This window comes from Crenobacter oryzisoli (assembly GCF_030385785.1).
Taxonomy (GTDB): Bacteria; Pseudomonadota; Gammaproteobacteria; order Burkholderiales; family Chromobacteriaceae; genus Crenobacter_A; species Crenobacter_A oryzisoli.
In genome coordinates, this window is sequence record NZ_JAUEDK010000042.1 from 1 (window position 1) to 16,658 (window position 16,658).

The 16,658-nt window shown below is 63.5% G+C and carries 12 protein-coding genes, 2 tRNA genes and 1 pseudogene; 6 read left to right on the forward strand and 9 right to left on the reverse strand.

What is annotated here, in order from left to right:
• Positions 1 to 30: 30 nt before the first annotated feature.
• From QU481_RS18040 to rpmH, 6 genes and pseudogenes are all read right to left on the reverse strand, one after another.
• A pseudogene (locus QU481_RS18040) lies at positions 31 to 1,592 on the reverse strand (IS3 family transposase).
• Positions 1,593 to 1,737: 145 nt separating this feature from the next.
• Positions 1,738 to 3,090 carry a tRNA uridine-5-carboxymethylaminomethyl(34) synthesis GTPase MnmE gene (gene mnmE / locus QU481_RS18045; RefSeq protein ID WP_289831411.1) on the reverse strand — a complete coding sequence of 451 codons (1,353 nt, stop codon included), beginning with the start codon at positions 3,088 to 3,090 and terminating at the stop codon, positions 1,738 to 1,740.
• Between the two features lie 472 nt (positions 3,091 to 3,562).
• Positions 3,563 to 5,209, reverse strand: coding sequence for a membrane protein insertase YidC (yidC, locus tag QU481_RS18050; protein WP_289831412.1), 1,647 nt, complete (start codon positions 5,207 to 5,209; stop codon positions 3,563 to 3,565).
• 16 nt (positions 5,210 to 5,225) lie between these two features.
• Positions 5,226 to 5,435, reverse strand: coding sequence for a membrane protein insertion efficiency factor YidD (gene yidD / locus QU481_RS18055; RefSeq protein ID WP_289831413.1), 210 nt, complete (start codon positions 5,433 to 5,435; stop codon positions 5,226 to 5,228).
• A complete protein-coding gene (rnpA, locus tag QU481_RS18060) occupies positions 5,411 to 5,773 on the reverse strand; it encodes a ribonuclease P protein component (RefSeq protein WP_289831414.1) in 363 nt (120 codons plus the stop codon). The genes yidD and rnpA overlap by 25 nt, the downstream gene beginning before the upstream one ends.
• 2 nt (positions 5,774 to 5,775) lie before the next feature.
• Positions 5,776 to 5,910 (reverse strand): 50S ribosomal protein L34, encoded by a 135-nt coding sequence (gene rpmH, locus QU481_RS18065; protein ID WP_004283944.1) that lies wholly within the window; start codon positions 5,908 to 5,910, stop codon positions 5,776 to 5,778.
• A gap of 311 nt (positions 5,911 to 6,221) precedes the next feature.
• On the opposite strand from rpmH, the gene dnaA reads away from it, so the two are divergent.
• The 3 genes from dnaA to gyrB all read left to right on the forward strand — a co-directional run bounded on the left by dnaA (position 6,222) and on the right by gyrB (position 11,330).
• Positions 6,222 to 7,634 (forward strand): chromosomal replication initiator protein DnaA, encoded by a 1,413-nt coding sequence (gene dnaA, locus QU481_RS18070; protein WP_289831415.1) that lies wholly within the window; start codon positions 6,222 to 6,224, stop codon positions 7,632 to 7,634.
• Between the two features lie 36 nt (positions 7,635 to 7,670).
• A complete protein-coding gene (dnaN, locus tag QU481_RS18075) occupies positions 7,671 to 8,774 on the forward strand; it encodes a DNA polymerase III subunit beta (protein ID WP_289831416.1) in 1,104 nt (367 codons plus the stop codon).
• A 165-nt stretch (positions 8,775 to 8,939) separates the two neighbouring features.
• Positions 8,940 to 11,330: a DNA topoisomerase (ATP-hydrolyzing) subunit B gene (gyrB, locus tag QU481_RS18080; protein ID WP_289831417.1), complete on the forward strand. Its 2,391-nt coding sequence runs from the start codon at positions 8,940 to 8,942 to the stop codon at positions 11,328 to 11,330.
• A gap of 366 nt (positions 11,331 to 11,696) precedes the next feature.
• Here gyrB and QU481_RS18085 read toward each other — a convergent pair.
• From QU481_RS18085 to QU481_RS18095, 3 genes are all read right to left on the reverse strand, one after another.
• Positions 11,697 to 11,771: transfer RNA gene (locus QU481_RS18085), tRNA-Thr, on the reverse strand.
• A gap of 73 nt (positions 11,772 to 11,844) precedes the next feature.
• Positions 11,845 to 11,920 (reverse strand) — tRNA-Asn (locus tag QU481_RS18090).
• A 317-nt stretch (positions 11,921 to 12,237) separates the two neighbouring features.
• Positions 12,238 to 12,918, reverse strand: coding sequence for a glutathione S-transferase family protein (locus QU481_RS18095; protein WP_289831418.1), 681 nt, complete (start codon positions 12,916 to 12,918; stop codon positions 12,238 to 12,240).
• Positions 12,919 to 13,032: 114 nt separating this feature from the next.
• Here QU481_RS18095 and QU481_RS18100 point away from each other — a divergent pair, with 114 nt between their 5' ends.
• From QU481_RS18100 to QU481_RS18110, 3 genes are all read left to right on the forward strand, one after another.
• Positions 13,033 to 13,941: a LysR family transcriptional regulator gene (locus QU481_RS18100; protein ID WP_289831419.1), complete on the forward strand. Its 909-nt coding sequence runs from the start codon at positions 13,033 to 13,035 to the stop codon at positions 13,939 to 13,941.
• Positions 13,942 to 14,396: 455 nt separating this feature from the next.
• On the forward strand, positions 14,397 to 15,560 hold the full coding sequence (locus QU481_RS18105) for an ABC transporter substrate-binding protein (RefSeq protein ID WP_289831420.1): 1,164 nt from the start codon (positions 14,397 to 14,399) through the stop codon (positions 15,558 to 15,560).
• A 75-nt stretch (positions 15,561 to 15,635) separates the two neighbouring features.
• Positions 15,636 to 16,652, forward strand: a complete 1,017-nt coding sequence (locus QU481_RS18110) for an ABC transporter ATP-binding protein (protein ID WP_289831421.1) — start codon at positions 15,636 to 15,638, stop codon at positions 16,650 to 16,652.
• Positions 16,653 to 16,658: the final 6 nt, after the last annotated feature.

Below are 16,658 nucleotides of genomic sequence, written 5' to 3' on the forward strand. Positions count from 1 at the left end.
CGGCGCGCGTCAATGTAGTTGTCGCCTGATTCATGCAGCCAAAGGCTGTCTATTCGTGCCTTGGGTGGCCATGGAGACAACAGCTTCGCGCTCGGGATTGAGCGTCACGGTGCTGATGGGCGACCAATTCCGGGTGTTGCCTGCCCAGCGTGCAGGGTGGCGTCGGCGAGCCTCGGCATAGAGCACGTGACGGGCTGCGAGAATCAAATGATCTTCTCCCGCATGGCGCTGGGCGGGGCTCACGTAGCGGATGCCGCTGTGGCGATGCTCGACGTTGTACCAGTGCACGAAGCGGCTGGCCCAGGATCGGGCAGTCTCCAGATCCTCGAAGCCCTTGGCAGGAAACTCGGGGCGGTACTTGGCCGTACGGAAGAGGGCTTCAGCGTAGGCGTTGTCGTCGCTGACCCGGGGCCGCGAGTAGGACGGCTTGATTCCCAGCCAGTGGAGCATGGCCAGCACCGTGGTGGCCTTGAGCGTCGCACCGTTGTCCCCGTGCAGGATGGGTTTGTCAGCCAGGGCGGCAATGCCCTCCGATAGCGCGGTACGACGCACCAGATGTGCCGCGTGTTCGGCCGCATCACTGGCATGTACTTCCCAGCCAACGATCTTGCGGCTGTACAGATCCAGGATCAGGTACAGATGAAACCAACGCCCCGTCACCGTGGCGGGTAGATAGGTCATGTCCCAGCACCACACCTGGCCCGGTGCCGTGGCGACGTGAGTGCTCGGCGGGCGGGATGCCGCAGGGGCTTTGGCGCGACCCCGGCGAGCTGTTTGCCCTGCATCGCGCAGGATCCGCTGAAAGCTCGATTCGCTGGCCAGATAGAGGCCCTCATCGGCCAGCATCGGGACGATGCGGGCCGGCGGCAGCTCGGCAAAGCGGGCCTCGTTGGCCACTTCCAGCACCTGGGCGCGCTCCGCCGCGCTGAGCGCCCGATGGGAGGGGGCTCGCACGGCCTCGGGGCGGCGGTCACCCCGGATGAGGCCGTCTTCGGTCTTCCAGCGCTGCAGGGTACGCAGCGTGATGCCGGCGACTTCGCAGGCCGGGCGTAGCCGTGCCCCGGACTGCTTGGCCACATCGATATCCCGGGCCAGGCATTGGCGATCTTCGAGGCCGATCATTCGTCCTCGTCCCTGCTGAAGATCGCCGCCACTTTTTTTGACAGGACAAGCAGCGCTGCGGCTTCGGCCAGGGCCTTGTCCTTACGGCGCAGCTCCCGTTCGAGTGTCTTGATCCGGCGCTGATCCTGTTTGGTTTGCTGGGGGCTGGCACGGCACTCTTCCGGCTCCGCCAGCGCCTGGGTAGCCGCCTGACGCCATTGGACCAGCTCCTGCGGATAGACCCCGTGCTCGCGGCACCACGCGTTCTTGCCGGCTTCATCGAGGGCTGCCGTGGTGAGCACCGCCTCGAACCGGGCCGCCGCTGTCCATGCCCGCTCGCGAGCGGGCATGGACAGCGCATCACTACGCCAACGCTCCAGTGTCGCCACCCCCACACCGATCTCACGCGCAACCGCTTCCGCCGCCGCGCTCTCCGGCGGCAGCAACCGCGCCACCGCTCTATCTTTGAATTCCTGTCCGTATCGCGCCAAGTCGTTCTCTCATCATCGCCCCCGAGTTATGGATTCTATCGAGGCGACAACTATTTTGACGCGGAGGGATGCCGCTTGATCAGGACTTCAATCTAAGGCCCATCTTGCTGGCAATAGCAATAGCTACCGCCCAAACTGTTTCGGGTTATTTTCCAATACAAAACCTTGAAAAAATCACCCCCAACAAGTCATCGGGGGTGAATTCCCCGGTGATGCGGCTGAGTGCGTCCTGCGCCAGCCGCAGCGCTTCGGCCATCAGTTCGCTTTGCTCGTAGACGAGCTCGGCTTCGACCAATCTTTGCAGCCCTTCTCGCAGTGCCTCCAGGTGGCGTTCGCGGGCGAGGAATAGGCCTTCCTCGGCGCCGTGCCAGCCTACCTGGGCGAGCAGCTGCTGGCGCAGCAGGTCTACCCCTTCCCCGCTCTTTGCCGATAGACGCACGCTGGCGTGACCGTCCTCCATGCTTAGGCCGGCGGCCTCGCTGGTTAGATCGATCTTGTTGTAGACGAACAGGCGCGGCAGGCGGGTGGGGAGTTGGGCGATCAGCGTCTGCATCTCGGCAGTGAGGCCCTCGCGGTGGTCGATCAGCACCAAGGCGAGGTCGGCCTTTTCGACTGCGGCCCAGGTGCGTTCGATGCCGATCTTTTCGACCACGTCGTCGGTGTCGCGCAGGCCGGCGGTGTCGATGATGTGCAGCGGCACGCCGTCGATGACGATTTCCTCGCGCACGGTGTCGCGGGTGGTACCGGCGATGTCGGTGACGATGGCGATGTCGTCGCCGGCGAGCGCGTTCATCAGGCTGGATTTGCCGACGTTGGGCGGGCCGACCAGCACCACGTGCATGCCCTCGCGCAGCAGCGCGCCCTGGCGGGCGGTGCCGAGCACCTTGGCGACCTGGGCCTGCAGACCAGCGAGCTTGCCGCGGGCGTTGGCGGCTTCGAGGAAGTCGATGTCTTCCTCGGGGAAGTCGAGGGTGGCTTCGACCAGCATGCGCAGGTTGATCAGCTCGTCGACCAGCACGTGGATCTCGTGCGAGAAGGCACCTTTCAGCGACTTTAGCGCGCTCTTGGCGGCGGTCTCGCTGCTGGCGTCGATCAGGTCGGCGACGCTCTCGGCCTGGGCGAGGTCGAGCTTGTCGTTGAGGAAGGCGCGCTTGGTGAATTCGCCGGGCTCGGCCAGGCGGGCGCCGAGCTCGACACAGCGCGCGAGCAGCATCTTCATCACCACCGGGCCGCCGTGGCCTTGCAGCTCGATGACGTCTTCGCCGGTGAAGCTATTCGGGCCAGGGAAGTACAGTAAGAGGCCGTTGTCGATCGCGCTGCCGTCGGCAGCGTAGAAGTCGCTGTAGGTGGCGTAGCGCGGCTTCGGGATCTTGCCGCCGCTGATCGCCTGGGCGAACGGCAGCAGGTTCTGGCCGGACACGCGGATCACGCCGACGCCGCCGCGACCGGGGGCGGTGGCGATGGCGGCGATGGTGACGGGGCTGTAGGCGAACGACATGGCGATTTCCTGCGGTAAAAACGGTCAAGGTTGGCCAAACCAGTCTGCTGGGCCCGACATGGCTCGGTGCTGATGCATAGGCAGCAACCGTAGCAGGCTTCCCTGCCAACCTCTTTGCCGGCAGGGCAACGACGATGGCAATGCGGGCGACACAATCGCCAGCGGAGGCTTGTCGAGACAGCGTGTAAAACCGGTTTGGCTAATCCTCTCCGAGGGGGTCTATCAAATAATCCGAGTGTAGACGGACTGGCTGCGACTCTACTCGATTCGGGCGCGGGGCGAAAAGTAAGAGCCGCCGGGCCCCTTTCAGCGTTATGGCGCTGCCCGCCATCTGACTTGAGCTGCCGACGGCGGCATGTCCAGCCGGGGCCGGTCTTTCAGAATTTTACAACGGCGCTCGCCGCATCCCCCTCGCACTATGGAAAAAGCCCGGCCGCTGGGGCCGGGCTTTCTACTCGAACACAGGTCAGGATCAGCTTTGCAGCTTGGCCTTGTTGGCGTTCGTGATCTTGCGGTTGATGTGCCACTGCTGCGTGATCGACAACAGGTTGTTGACGAAGTAGTACAGCACCAGACCGGCCGGGAAGAAGAAGAACATCGCCGAGAACGCCAGCGGCATGACCTTCATCATCTTCGCCTGCATCGGGTCGGCCGGCGGCGGGTTGAGGAAGGTCTGGGCGAACATGGTGACCGCCATCAGCACCGGCAGCACGAAGAACGGATCCGGACGCGACAGGTCGTGAATCCAACCCACCCACGGCGCCTGGCGCAGTTCCACCGACGCGAGCAGCGCCCAGTACAGGCCGATGAACACCGGGATCTGGATCAGAATCGGCAGGCAGCCGCCGAGCGGATTGATCTTCTCGGTCTTGTACATCTCCATCATCGCCTGCTGCAGCTTCATGCGATCGTCGCCGTACTGCTCCTTCAGGCGTTCCAGACGCGGTGCCAGCGCCTTCATCTTGGCCATCGAGCGGTACGAGGCAGCGGTGAGCGGGTAGAACACGCCCTTGACGATGATGGTCAGCAGGATGATCGCCCAGCCCCAGTTCAGCACCAGGCCGTGCAGCTTGGTCAGCAGCCAGAACAGCGGCGAGGCGAAGATGTGCACCATGCCGTAGTCCTTGACGCGCTCCAGACCGTCGGCGGTGGCGACCAGGGTGTTGTAGTCCTCAGGACCGGCGTACAGCGGCACGGAAACCGATTCGGACGCGCCCGGCGCCAGTGTCGGCAGGTTCACCAGGGTGGCGGCGGAGAACAGGTCGCTACCGTTGGCCTTCAGGTCGAACTGGCAAGCCTGGGCGTTGCTGCACACGGCCTTGCCGTCCAGCGGGTTGAGCAGCCAAGCCGACACGAAGTAGTGCTGGACCATCGCTACCCAGCCGTTGTCGGCGTTCTTGACGTAGTCGCCCTTGCCCTTGGTCAGGTCGTCGAACGACACCTTCTGGAACTTGCCGTCGGTGGTGTACACGGCCGGGCCGGTGAAGGTATGTGCGAAGCGGCCTTCGCCTTCCGGCGCCTTGCTGTCACGCAGCAGGCGGAAGTAGGCGGTCGGTGCTACCGGCGCGGTACCGTTGTTGGTGATGTCGTAGCGTACACCGATTTGGTACGAGCCCTTCTTGAAGGTGTACACCTTGCTGACCTTGACGCCGTTGGCTTCCGGCGCGGTCAGTTTCACCTCGACCGAGTCACCGTTGAGGGTGTAGCTGGTCTTGTCGGCGGAGAACACGGTCTTGTGCGTCGGCAGCGCAGGGTTGCTGGCCGCGATCAGGCCGGTCTGCGCCACGTAGACGCGGCCGCCCTTGTCGGTGAACAGCTCGAACGGCTTGGTGGCATCCTCCGCCGAGTCGTGCTTGAGCAGGTCGAGGCCGCGCAGGTCGCCGCCCACGGTGTCGATCTGCGCCTTGAGCACGTCGGTGTTGACGGTGATGCGCTGGCCCGAGGTGAGCTTGGCGGCTTCGCTCGCCGGGGATACCGATGCGCTGTTCGGCGCAGCCGGTGCGCCGCTGGTCGCGGTCACCGCCGGCTTCGGCGGCGTCTTCGGCGCAAAGAATTCCTGGTACCCGAGCAGAATGCCCATGGACAGGACGATGAAAGCTATTAGTCGCTTGGAATCCATCTTCGTACGATTCTCGTCAGGGAACGGGGTCATAGCCGCTGCCACCCCAGGGGTGGCAGCGCGCCAAGCGCCTCGCCGCCAGATACCCGCCCTTGAACGCGCCGTGCTTGCCCAGCGCCTCGACCGCGTAGGCGGAACAGGTGGGCTGGAAGCGACAGCGCGGCGCCAGCCAGGGACTTATCGCCAGCTGGTAGAAGCGGATCAGGAGGATGAGGAGGCGCGACATCGGGCCAGTTTAGCAAAGAGTGCGTCTAATGCCGTCATGGCCTCGCCGCGTTTATCGCGCGTGTAGGCCAGTTTGGCGCGTACTACATAATCGATGCCGGCAAAGTCGTGCTGGTGAAGGCGGAACCACTCGCGCACGGTGCGCTTGATGTAGTTGCGACGATTCGCCCGCTTGGCGACCTTCTTGCCGACCACGAGGCCCAGCCTGGCGTGGTCGAGGCCGTTCGGTAGGGCGTAAACCTGGAAGTAGCCGTTGCTGCGCGACTGGCGCAAACGAAAAACGGATGAGAACTCATCCGTTTTTAGGAGCCTGTCGGCGCGGCGAAAGCGGTAAGCCAAGCTTACACGGCCAGACGCTTGCGGCCCTTGGCGCGGCGAGCAGCCAGAACGGCGCGGCCACCACGGGTCTTGGAGCGAACGAGGAAGCCGTGGGTGCGCTTGCGACGGGTAACGGACGGCTGGTAAGTGCGTTTCATGTTCTGATTCCTAAAGGGAACGGGAATAAACCCGTGATTACACAAGCAAAGTTCCCCATTGTCAATCGCTGATTTTTCTCGCGCCTGTGGATAACTTTGCCGAAAACCGATAGAATGCTAACACTTATCGCACCGCCTCCGCTGTGATAACTGCTTGCCCCGGCCAAACGCCGCGCCGGCGGGCTGCGGCGGCGTCGCTACCTGCCTTGATGAATAACGCACCGCAGGGGCCAACACGGCCCGGCGAGCGACCAATGCTGTGCCCCTGCCGTTGTGGCGCGGGCGCGACCACGTAATGTAGATCTGGTGTCATGGACTGTAACCAATTCTGGCCGGCGTGCCTGACGCGGCTCGAGGACGAGCTGTCCTCGCAACAATTCAATACCTGGATCAAGCCGCTGGCGGCCGAGGCCAGCGATGAAGGCATCGTGCTGCTCGCGCCGAACCGCTTCATCCTGCAGTTCATCAAGGACCGCTTCCTCGCGCGCATCGAAGAACTGGCTGTCGAGCTGATTGGCGAAATCGGCATCGAGCTGCGCGTCGGCGCCGGCCGCGTGCCGCCGGTGACCGCAGCGCCGAGCGCGTCGGCCAGCCCCAAGCCCGCCGGCGCCGATGCCGCCGCGAGCTCGCCGAGCCCAACCCCTGCCCCCGCGTCGCCGGCTAAGCAGGCCGCGGTGAAGGCGATCGGCGGCGGTCACGAGAGCACCCGTCTGAACCCGGCGTTCACCTTCGACACCCTGGTGACCGGTAAGGGTAACCAGCTGGCGCGCGCCGCCGCGCTGCAGATCGCAGAGAACCCGGGCGATGCAGCGTACAACCCACTGTTCGTGTACGGCGGCGTGGGCTTGGGTAAGACCCACTTGATCCAGGCGATCGGCAACCACGTCTACCAGAAGAACCCGGCGGCGAAGATCCGCTACATCCACGCCGAGCGCTACGTGGCCGACATCATGCGCGCCTACCAGCACAAGGCCTTCGACGAGTTCAAGCGCTACTACCATTCGCTCGACCTGTTGCTGATTGACGACATCCAGTTCTTCGCCGGCAAGAACCGCACGATGGAAGAGTTCTTCTACGCCTTCAACGCGCTGATCGAGGGCGGCAAGCAGGTGATCATGACCTGCGACACCTACCCGAAGCAGATCGAGGGCATGGACGAGCGGCTGATCTCTCGCTTTTCCTGGGGCCTGACGGTGGAAATCCAGCCGCCGGAGCTGGAAATGCGCGTGGCGATCCTGATGAAGAAGGCCGAGGCCGACAACCTGAAGCTCGACCACAACGTGGCGTTCTTCATCGCCCAGAACGTGCGCTCGAACGTGCGCGAACTGGAAGGCGCGCTGAAACGCGCGGTGGCGTACTCGCGCTTCAGCAACCAGCCGATCACGCTGGAACTGGTGAAGGAAGCGCTGAAGGACATCCTCGCCGCTGGCAACCGCCAGGTCACCGTCGACGCCATCCAGAAGACCGTGGCCGACTACTACAAGATCAAGCTGTCGGACATGCACAGCAAGAAGCGCTCGCGCGACATCGCGCGGCCGCGCCAGATCGCGATGGCATTGGCCAAGGAACTGACCCAGCTGTCCCTGCCGAACATCGGCGACGCCTTCGGCGGCCGCGACCACACCACGGTGCTGCACGCCTGCAAGACCATTGCCGAAATGCGCCAGAATGACGGCGATATCGGGCACGATTACGATACGCTGCTGGCCATGCTGCGTAACTGATAACAGACCAACGAATACTCAACGGGAGCCCAGAGCATGCTGATCCTGCAAGCCGAACGCGACGCCCTGCTCAAACCGCTGCAGGCCGTTACCGGCATTGTCGAACGCCGTCACACGCTGCCGATTCTGTCCAACGTCCTGATCGAGAAAAAGGGCGGTCAGGTCAGCCTGCTGGCGACCGACCTGGAAATCCAGATCACCACCGCCAACACCGACGAGCTGGCCGGCGAGGACTTCCGCCTGACCACCTCGGCGAAGAAGCTGCAGGACATCCTGCGCGCGGTCCCGGCCGGCACCATCACGCTGGACCAGCAGGACGGCCGCCTGACGCTGAAGGCCGGCAAGAGCCGCTTCAACCTGCAGACACTGCCGGCGGACGACTTTCCGCTGTTGTCGGTGAACGGCGCGGCCGAGGCCTCGTTCCAGCTGTCGCAACGCGAGCTGAAGAAGCTGCTGGCGCAGGTGCAGTTCGGCATGGCCGTGCAGGACATCCGCTACTACCTGAACGGCCTGCTGCTGCAGACCGAGGGCAACCAGGTGCGTCTGGTGGCCACCGACGGCCACCGCCTGGCGTTCTCGTCGACCACGCTGGCCGACAGCCTGCCGAAGGCCGAGGTGATCCTGCCGCGCAAGACCATCCTGGAGCTGTACAAGCTGCTGCAGGACAGCGACGACTCAATCACCATCGAGCTGTTGTCCAACCAGGTGCGCTTCAGCTTCGGCAGCACCGTGATCATCAGCAAGGTGGTGGACGGCAAGTTCCCCGACTACAACCGCGTGATCCCGCTGGACAACGACAAGCTGTTCCTGATCAGCCGCCTCGAATTCCTGCACGCGCTGCAGCGCGCCGCGATCCTGGCCAACGAGAAGTTCCGCGGCGTGCGCCTGGTGCTGAAGGCCGGCAGCCTGTCGATCCTGTGCACCAACAGCGAACAGGAAGAGGCCGAGGAAGAGCTGGAGATCGGCTACGACGGCGCCAGCCTGGAGATCGGCTTCAACATCAACTATCTGCTCGACGTGCTGACCAACCTGTCGGTGGACACGCTGCAGCTGGCATTCGGCGACAGCAACCGCTCGACGCTGGTGACGATTCCGGACAACCCGGACTTTAAGTACATCGTGATGCCGATGCGCATCTGACGAGTCGCGCCGCCCGGTGTGGGCGCCGCCCTGTCCTGCAGCGGTAGCGCCGTCATCCCGCCGGGTTTGGCCCGCGACTCCAAGGCGCCGCGTTGGGCCAAGCTGGCCTAACAGGCGATGGGGGGTTCCGGCCCCCCGCCCGATTAAGCAACAAAGAGACGTGTTATGAGTGAACAGGAATACGGCGCGGACAGTATCAAGGTCTTGAAGGGTCTGGATGCCGTCCGTAAACGCCCCGGCATGTACATTGGCGACACCCAGGACGGCACCGGCTTGCACCACATGGTGTTCGAGGTGCTGGACAACGCCATCGACGAGGCGCTGGCCGGCCATGCTGACACCATCCGCGTCATCATCCACCCGGACAACTCGATCTCGGTCGAGGACAACGGCCGCGGCATCCCGACAGACATTCACCCGGAAGAAGGCCGCTCGGCCGCCGAGGTGATCATGACCATCCTGCACGCCGGCGGTAAGTTCGACAGCAACAGCTACAAGATCTCCGGCGGCCTGCACGGCGTGGGCGTGTCGGTGGTGAACGCGCTGTCCGACTGGCTGAAGCTGAAGATCTGGCGTGACGGCAAGGTGCACGAAATGGAATTCCGCCGCGGCGACGCGGTGGCCCCGCTGACCGTCACCGGCCACACCACCCACCGCGGCACCGAGGTGCACTTCCGCGCCAGCGAAGAAACCTTTGGTCTCGTCGAATACCACTTCGACATCCTGGCCAAGCGCATCCGCGAGCTGTCGTTCCTGAACCAGGGCGTGTCGATCACCCTGATCGACAAGCGCACCGGCAAGGAAGAGAACTTCGCGTTCTCCGGTGGCGTGGCCGGCTTTGTCGAGTACATGAACCGCAACAAGACCGTGCTGCACCCAAAGGTGTTCTACGCCCTGGGCGAGAAGGACGGCATGAGCGTGGAAGTGGCGATGCAGTGGAACGACTCGTATCAAGAGTCGGTGCAGTGCTTCACCAACAACATCCCGCAGCGCGACGGCGGCGCCCACTTGACCGCACTGCGCCAGGTGATGACCCGCACGCTGAACCAGTACATCGAACAGAACGAAGTGGCCAAGAAGGCCAAGGTCGAGACCAGCGGCGACGACATGCGCGAAGGCCTGACCTGCGTGCTGTCGGTGAAGCTGCCCGACCCGAAGTTCAGCAGCCAGACCAAGGACAAACTGGTTTCCAGCGAGATCGGTCCGGTGGTCAACGAGATCATCAGCGACGCGCTGAAAGACTACCTGCTGGAAAACCCCAACGACGCCAAGATCATCACCGGCAAGATCGTTGAGGCCGCCCGCGCCCGCGAAGCCGCGCGCAAGGCCCGCGAAATCACCCGCCGCAAGGGCATCATGGACGGCCTGGGCCTGCCCGGCAAGCTGGCCGACTGCCAGGAAAAAGACCCGGCCAAGTCCGAAATCTACCTGGTGGAGGGTGACTCCGCCGGCGGCTCCGCCAAGCAGGGCCGCGACCGCAAGTTCCAAGCCATCCTGCCGCTGAAGGGTAAGATCCTCAACGTCGAGCGCGCCCGCTTCGACAAGCTGATCGGCAGCCAGGAAATCGCCACGCTGATCACCGCGCTGGGCTGCGGCATCGGCCAGGACGAGTACAACCCGGACAAGCTACGCTACCACCGCATCATCATCATGACCGATGCCGACGTGGACGGCGCGCACATCCGCACCCTGCTGCTGACCTTCTTCTACCGTCAGATGCCGGAGCTGGTCGAACGCGGCCACATCTACATCGCCCAGCCGCCGCTGTACAAGGCCAAGCACGGCAAGCAGGAACGCTACCTGAAGGACGACTACGAGCTCGACCAGTACCTGCTGCAGCTGGCGCTGGACAAAGCTGAACTGCGCCCCTCGGCCAACGTTGACGCTCTGTCCGGCGACACGCTCGGCGCCATTGCCCGCCAGTACCTGCAGGCGCGCGCCGTGATCGAACGCGAATCGCGCGTGGTCGACCCGCTGGTGCTGCAAGCCATGCTGAAGACGCGCCGCCTGTCTCTGGCCACCCCGCAAGATGGCCGCGCCACCCTGGAAGCGCTGCTACCGCACGTGCCGGCCGACGAAATCGCGCTGGAACTGGTGCGCGACGAGAAAAACGACGCCGAGTACATCAAGATCACCCGCAAGCTGCACGGCAATGTGCTGGTGACCTGGTTCGATCAGGACTTCCTGGAAAGCGGCGACTACAACACCCTGGTGGACACCGCCGAGATGCTGATCGGCCTGCTGGGCGACGGCGCCGAAGTGCGCCGCGGCGAGACGGTGAAGCCGGTGGGCGAGTTCGGTGAAGCGCTGGACTGGCTGCTGGCCGAAACCAAGCGCGGCATGGGCATCCAGCGCTATAAGGGTCTGGGTGAGATGAACCCGGAGCAACTGTGGGAAACCACCATGGACCCGAACGTGCGCCGCCTGCTGAAGGTGAAGATCGAAGACGCCATGGGCGCCGACGACGTGTTCACCACACTGATGGGCGACAACGTCGAACCGCGCCGCGCGTTCATCGAGAGCAATGCGTTGATTGCGCGGAATATTGATGTGTAAATATGTAGGATCCCACGAATATCTAGATATTTCCCACTTTTCTAGATTTTTGGGATTCTGCTTTCTGCATTCAGATTAGCAAATGGCCTCCAGGTTTGGAGGCCATTCTTATTTTACATAGCTAACGAAGAAGAAGACCTGCAGGGTGAGGCTGCGTTCTGGTGAGAGGCTTGTGGCCGTGCGCGCGGGGACGGCGCGAGATGGCGGCAATGACTTCGACCATGTAGTCGACGGTGGTGAGGCCCTCGCGTAGGTCGCGCAGTGCGGAGATGGCGCCGAGGTGACACAGGTTTTGCTCTGCGGGCTTCGTCATGCACGGACGCAGTCTGCGGCGGGTTACGGTTAGTACGGGATCAATAGAAGGCGTGGTGCCCATGGGCAGAATTGAACTGCCGACCTCTCCCTTACCAAGGGAGTGCTCTACCCCTGAGCTACATGGGCCCAAAAGGGCTTTGCTGCGAGGAAACGTGGGATCAGCCTGGGTGGCTGTGCTTCCTGCTGGGTGTTGTTTGGGTGGCTCCCCGACCTGGGCTCGAACCAGGGACCTACGGATTAACAGTCCGGCGCTCTACCGACTGAGCTATCGAGGAACAGCAAACAAGAGCGCGGATTATAGCGATGTTCGCGCAAAGTACCAAGTGCATTTTTGCAGGCCTGCGGCCGCATCGGCGTGGTGGCCGACGGTGGACAGCGATAGGGCGCCTCGCACTGCGCGAGGACAGTGTCGTGCGGCATGGCGGGCACCGGCCGGAATGATCTGCCCCACCAACATAGTCAACGAGCCGTTTTTTCAATACTTATAAGCACTTAGCGCCGATGCATGCTCGGCCGAGCCGGCTGCCATCCTGCCTCTTCCGCAGCCGCAACCACGCCCCATCTGCGGATAGCACGCGCCCTGTTCCCAGCCTCAATCCATCAGGAACCTGTCCGGCATCGCGTCGCGATAGGGGAACAGATGGAAGTACGGACGCGCCTCCCGCAAGACGCGCCGTGTGGATGGACGCGCCAGGAGACGCTCGAAATAGGCCGACAGGTGCTGATGCTTCTGGTCGAACGGGTGCACGATCGACGCGTAGAACAAGCCCGGCGCAGCGGAACAATCCGCGATCGTGAACTGTTCGCCGATGGCCCACGTTTTTCCGGCGGTTTGCGCGTCGATCATCGCGTAGGCGGTATCCAGCGCCGCGTGCGCGTCGGCCACGCCTTTAGGGTCTCTGCCGCCCTCCGGCTTGATGCGGTCGACGACGATCTTCTGCATCGGGACGCTCACGTACAGATCAAAGAACCGGTCCCACAGCCGGGCGTCGAGCTGTTCGTCGGGATCGTCCGGCAACAACCGAACCGGGCCGGGATAGTGCCGCTGCACGTATTCGATGATGATGCTCGTTTCCGGCACCGCCCGGTCACACTCCGCATCGTAGAGAACGGGAATCTTGCCCACCGGCCATTTCGCCCGCAGCTGCGCGGCCGACTCCGGGTCCATCAGGTCGACCGTCACGGGCTGGAACGCGACATCGTTCTCGTAGAACGCAATGAGGACCTTGTGGCAGAAGGATGCGAGGGGATGGAGATAAAGGGTCAGGCTCATGGCAGGCTCCTAATGGCTTCCATTCGAGGTGGTATAGCAGACTGCCGCCAAGGCATCCCAACGTCACAGCCCCGTTTCCGCTTCGGCTAGAATGGTTCGGCCCCTGGAGGAACCATGGCCATTTCGCTCAAGAACGTCCGTTATTTCATTGCCGTTGCCGAAGCCGAGTCGATTACCGGCGCGACCCAGTCGCTGAACGTGTCGCAATCGGTGGTGACCGAAAGCATCAAGATGCTGGAGGCGGACCTCGGCACCGCGCTGTTTACCCGACATGCGCGCGGCATGGTGCTGACCCATGCCGGCCACCAGTTCTTGCGCCATGCGCACCAGATTCTGGCGGCGGTGCGCAACGCCCAGCAGGCGATGACGGCGCGGCCGGACACGATGGTGGGGCGGCTCAATATCGGCGTGACCAGCCTGATGACCGGCTACTTCCTGCCTTATCTGCTTGACCGCTACCGGCGCATGTTTCCGAAGGTGGAAGTGCATGTGGTGGAGGACCAGCGCGATTACATCGAGCACCTGCTGGTCAACGGCGAGCTGGATGTCGCGGTGCTGATCGTGTCGAACCTACAGAACCGCCAGGCGCTGGAGGCCGAGACGCTGGTCGAGTCGCCGTACCGGCTGTGGCTGCCGGTGAACCATCCGCTGCTGGAGCTGGGCAGCATCTCGCTGCAGGAGATCGCCGGCGAGCCGCTGATCACGCTGAAGCTCGACGAGCTGGAAGACGTCACCACCTCCAGCTGGCGGGCGGCGGGGCTCAAGCCCAATATCAGCGTGCGCACCTCGTCGGTCGAGGCGGCGCGCAGCCTGGTGGCGACCAGTGCCGGGCTGTCGATCCTGCCGGACGTGCTGTACCGCCCTTGGTCGCTCGACGGCGACCGGCTGGAGGTGCGCAGCATTCTCGAGCCGATGCCGACGCTGGAAGTGGGCATCGCCTGGCGGCGCGGTTCGCGTATTTCGGAGGCGACCCGCAACTTTCTGCTGGTGGCGCGTGAGCATAGCCGCAGCCACGCACGGTAAGGCGTCCTCTCTCCCTGCCGACAACCCATCTTATATTCCGATAGTTATCGGGTTGCGTTCCAAAAAACCGATATCTACTTTTCCGTAGGCCCCGCTGCTGCCTTCCCGCGCCACCGGGTTGCCCGCCTGTGCCCTGTATTGCCCCAGCGGCGCTATCGACCTGAATCCGCCGGACTTTCCCGTCACGCTGCTGCTTTGCAGCAAGCGCGGCACACACCAGCGCCCCATCGCGTGAAACGCGTCTGTCACACGTCACCAGTGAAATGCCAAAAGCATTTATCGAAATCCGGAAACTGGCCTGCCCAGCGCCAGGCCCTGAGATATCGGTTTTTCCGAAAGCGCATATTGGCAATGCCTGCTTGGTTGTGAAATCGGACGCTTCCTAGAATTTGCTTGCATGTTGCACGCAAGCCGACACCAAGAACCGCAGCAGCTGGTCTATCAAGGAGAGCGTTATGCAGGGAACCGATCTATTCAGGCAGCCGGCCGCGTTGGCCACGCTGGTCGCACTGGCCGCAGGCACCGTTCAGGCCGCACCGCCGACGCAACTGGGCAAGCCCGAGGGACAGCTCAACATCGTCGCCTGGCCCGGCTATATCGAGCGTGGTGCCAGTGACAAGAAATACGACTGGGTGACCCAGTTCGAAAAGAGCTCCGGCTGCCAGGTGAACGTGAAGACCGCCGCCACCTCGGACGAGATGGTGTCGCTGATGAACTCCAGCAACTACGACCTGGTGACGGCATCCGGCGATGCGTCGCTGCGGCTGATCTACGGCAAGAAGGTGCAGGAGATCAACCCGGCGCTGATCCCGAGCTGGAACACGCTCGACAAGCGACTGCAGAACGGCAGCTGGTTCACCGTGGGCGGCAAGCACTACGGGGTGCCCTACCAGTGGGGCGCCAACTTCCTCGCCTACAACACCAAGGCGTTCAAGACCCCGCCGACCAGCTGGTCGGTGGTGTTCGAGCCGACCCAGCTGGGCAACGGCCAGAGCAACAAGGGCAAGATCCAGGCCTACGACGGGGCGATCTATATCGCCGATGCCGCCATGTACCTGATGGCCAAGCAGCCGTCGCTGGGCATCAAGGACCCGTACGAGCTCAACGAGGCGCAATACGCGGCGGTGCTCAAACTACTGCGCCAACAGAAGCAGCTGACCCACCGCTACTGGCACGACGTGACGGTGCAGATGAACGACTTCAAGAACGAGGGCATCGTTGCCACCAGTGCCTGGGGCTACACCATCAACACGCTGCAGGGCGAGAAATTCCCGGTAGAGGGCACCATCCCGAAGGAAGGCTCGACCGGCTGGGCGGACACCACCATGCTGCACGCCGAGGCCAAGCACCCGGTGTGTGCGTACAAGTGGATGGAGTGGTCGCTGAACAAGAACCTGCAGTCGTCGCTGGCCGAATGGTTCGGTTCCAACCCGGTGGTGCCGGCGGCCTGCAACACCAAGGCACCGGGCGGCAGCAACTTCTGCCAGAGCAACGGCTTTGACCGCTTCGACAAGATCTACTTCTGGAAAACCCCGACCGGCAAGTGCAAGACCCAGGGCAGCTGCGTGCCGTACAGCCGCTGGACGGCCGACTACATCGCCATCATGGGCGGCCGCTAAGTCCCTTGCCCTCCCCCGTGCGCTTGCCCGCCTCAGGCAAGCGCAGCCCCCTCTTTGCGAGGAGATGCCAATACCATGGCTACCGCAGTCCAGTTTCAAGATGTCAGTCGCGTGTTCGACAAGGTGCGCGCGGTCGACGGAATCAGCCTGAGTATCGAGGAAGGCGAATTCTTCTCGATGCTCGGCCCGTCCGGTTCGGGCAAGACCACCAGCCTGCGGCTGATTGCCGGCTTCGAGCAACCCTCGAGCGGGTCGATCAAGATCTTCGGCCAGGAGGCCGCCGGTGTGCCGCCGTTCCAGCGCGACGTCAACACGGTGTTCCAGGACTACGCGCTGTTTCCGCACATGTCGGTGCTCGACAATGTGGCCTATGGCCTGATGGTGAAGGGCGTCGACAAGAAGACGCGCCGCGAACGCGCCGAGGCCATGCTCGACATGGTGAAGCTGGCGCAGTACGGTGAGCGCAAGCCGTCCGCGCTGTCGGGTGGGCAGCGTCAACGCGTGGCGCTGGCGCGCGCGCTGATCAACCAGCCGCGCGTGTTGCTGTTGGACGAGCCGCTGGGCGCGCTCGACCTGAAGCTGCGCGAAGCGATGCAGACCGAGCTGAAAGCGCTGCAACGCAAGCTCGGCATCACCTTTATCTATGTCACGCACGATCAGGGCGAGGCGCTGTCGATGTCGGACCGGATCGCCGTGTTCAACAAAGGCAGGATCGAGCAGATCGACAGCCCGCGCGCGCTGTACACCCGCCCGCACACCCCGTTCGTGGCCGACTTCGTCGGCACCTCCAACGTGTTCGACAGCGAGAGCGCCCGGGCCGTCGTCGGTGCCCAGACGCCGTTCTCGATCCGCCCCGAGCGCATCCGCATCGTCGATGCTGCGCCTGCCACCGACGCGGTGGTGGTGCGGGGCGAGCTGATCGACATCCACTACCTCGGCTCAGTCAGCCGCTACGAGGTGGCCGGCCCTCACGGCAAGCTGATTACTGTGGTGCAGGCCAACGGCGACGAAGAGGTGAGCCGCCGCCTGGAACCGGGGGCGCCCGTCACCCTGGCCTGGGAGCGCCATGCCATGCACCTGATGACTGTCTAGGGAGAC

Coding starts and splice junctions, on each gene's coding strand:
- yidD (WP_289831413.1), bottom strand. CDS start 5,435: ATGTCGCGCCTCCTCATCCTCCTGATCCGCTTCTACCAGCTGGCGATA.
- dnaN (WP_289831416.1), top strand. CDS start 7,671: ATGCTGATCCTGCAAGCCGAACGCGACGCCCTGCTCAAACCGCTGCAG.
- rpmH (WP_004283944.1), bottom strand. CDS start 5,910: ATGAAACGCACTTACCAGCCGTCCGTTACCCGTCGCAAGCGCACCCAC.
- QU481_RS18110 (WP_289831421.1), top strand. CDS start 15,636: ATGGCTACCGCAGTCCAGTTTCAAGATGTCAGTCGCGTGTTCGACAAG.
- QU481_RS18095 (WP_289831418.1), bottom strand. CDS start 12,918: ATGAGCCTGACCCTTTATCTCCATCCCCTCGCATCCTTCTGCCACAAG.
- gyrB (WP_289831417.1), top strand. CDS start 8,940: ATGAGTGAACAGGAATACGGCGCGGACAGTATCAAGGTCTTGAAGGGT.
- yidC (WP_289831412.1), bottom strand. CDS start 5,209: ATGGATTCCAAGCGACTAATAGCTTTCATCGTCCTGTCCATGGGCATT.
- dnaA (WP_289831415.1), top strand. CDS start 6,222: ATGGACTGTAACCAATTCTGGCCGGCGTGCCTGACGCGGCTCGAGGAC.
- QU481_RS18105 (WP_289831420.1), top strand. CDS start 14,397: ATGCAGGGAACCGATCTATTCAGGCAGCCGGCCGCGTTGGCCACGCTG.
- QU481_RS18100 (WP_289831419.1), top strand. CDS start 13,033: ATGGCCATTTCGCTCAAGAACGTCCGTTATTTCATTGCCGTTGCCGAA.
- mnmE (WP_289831411.1), bottom strand. CDS start 3,090: ATGTCGTTCGCCTACAGCCCCGTCACCATCGCCGCCATCGCCACCGCC.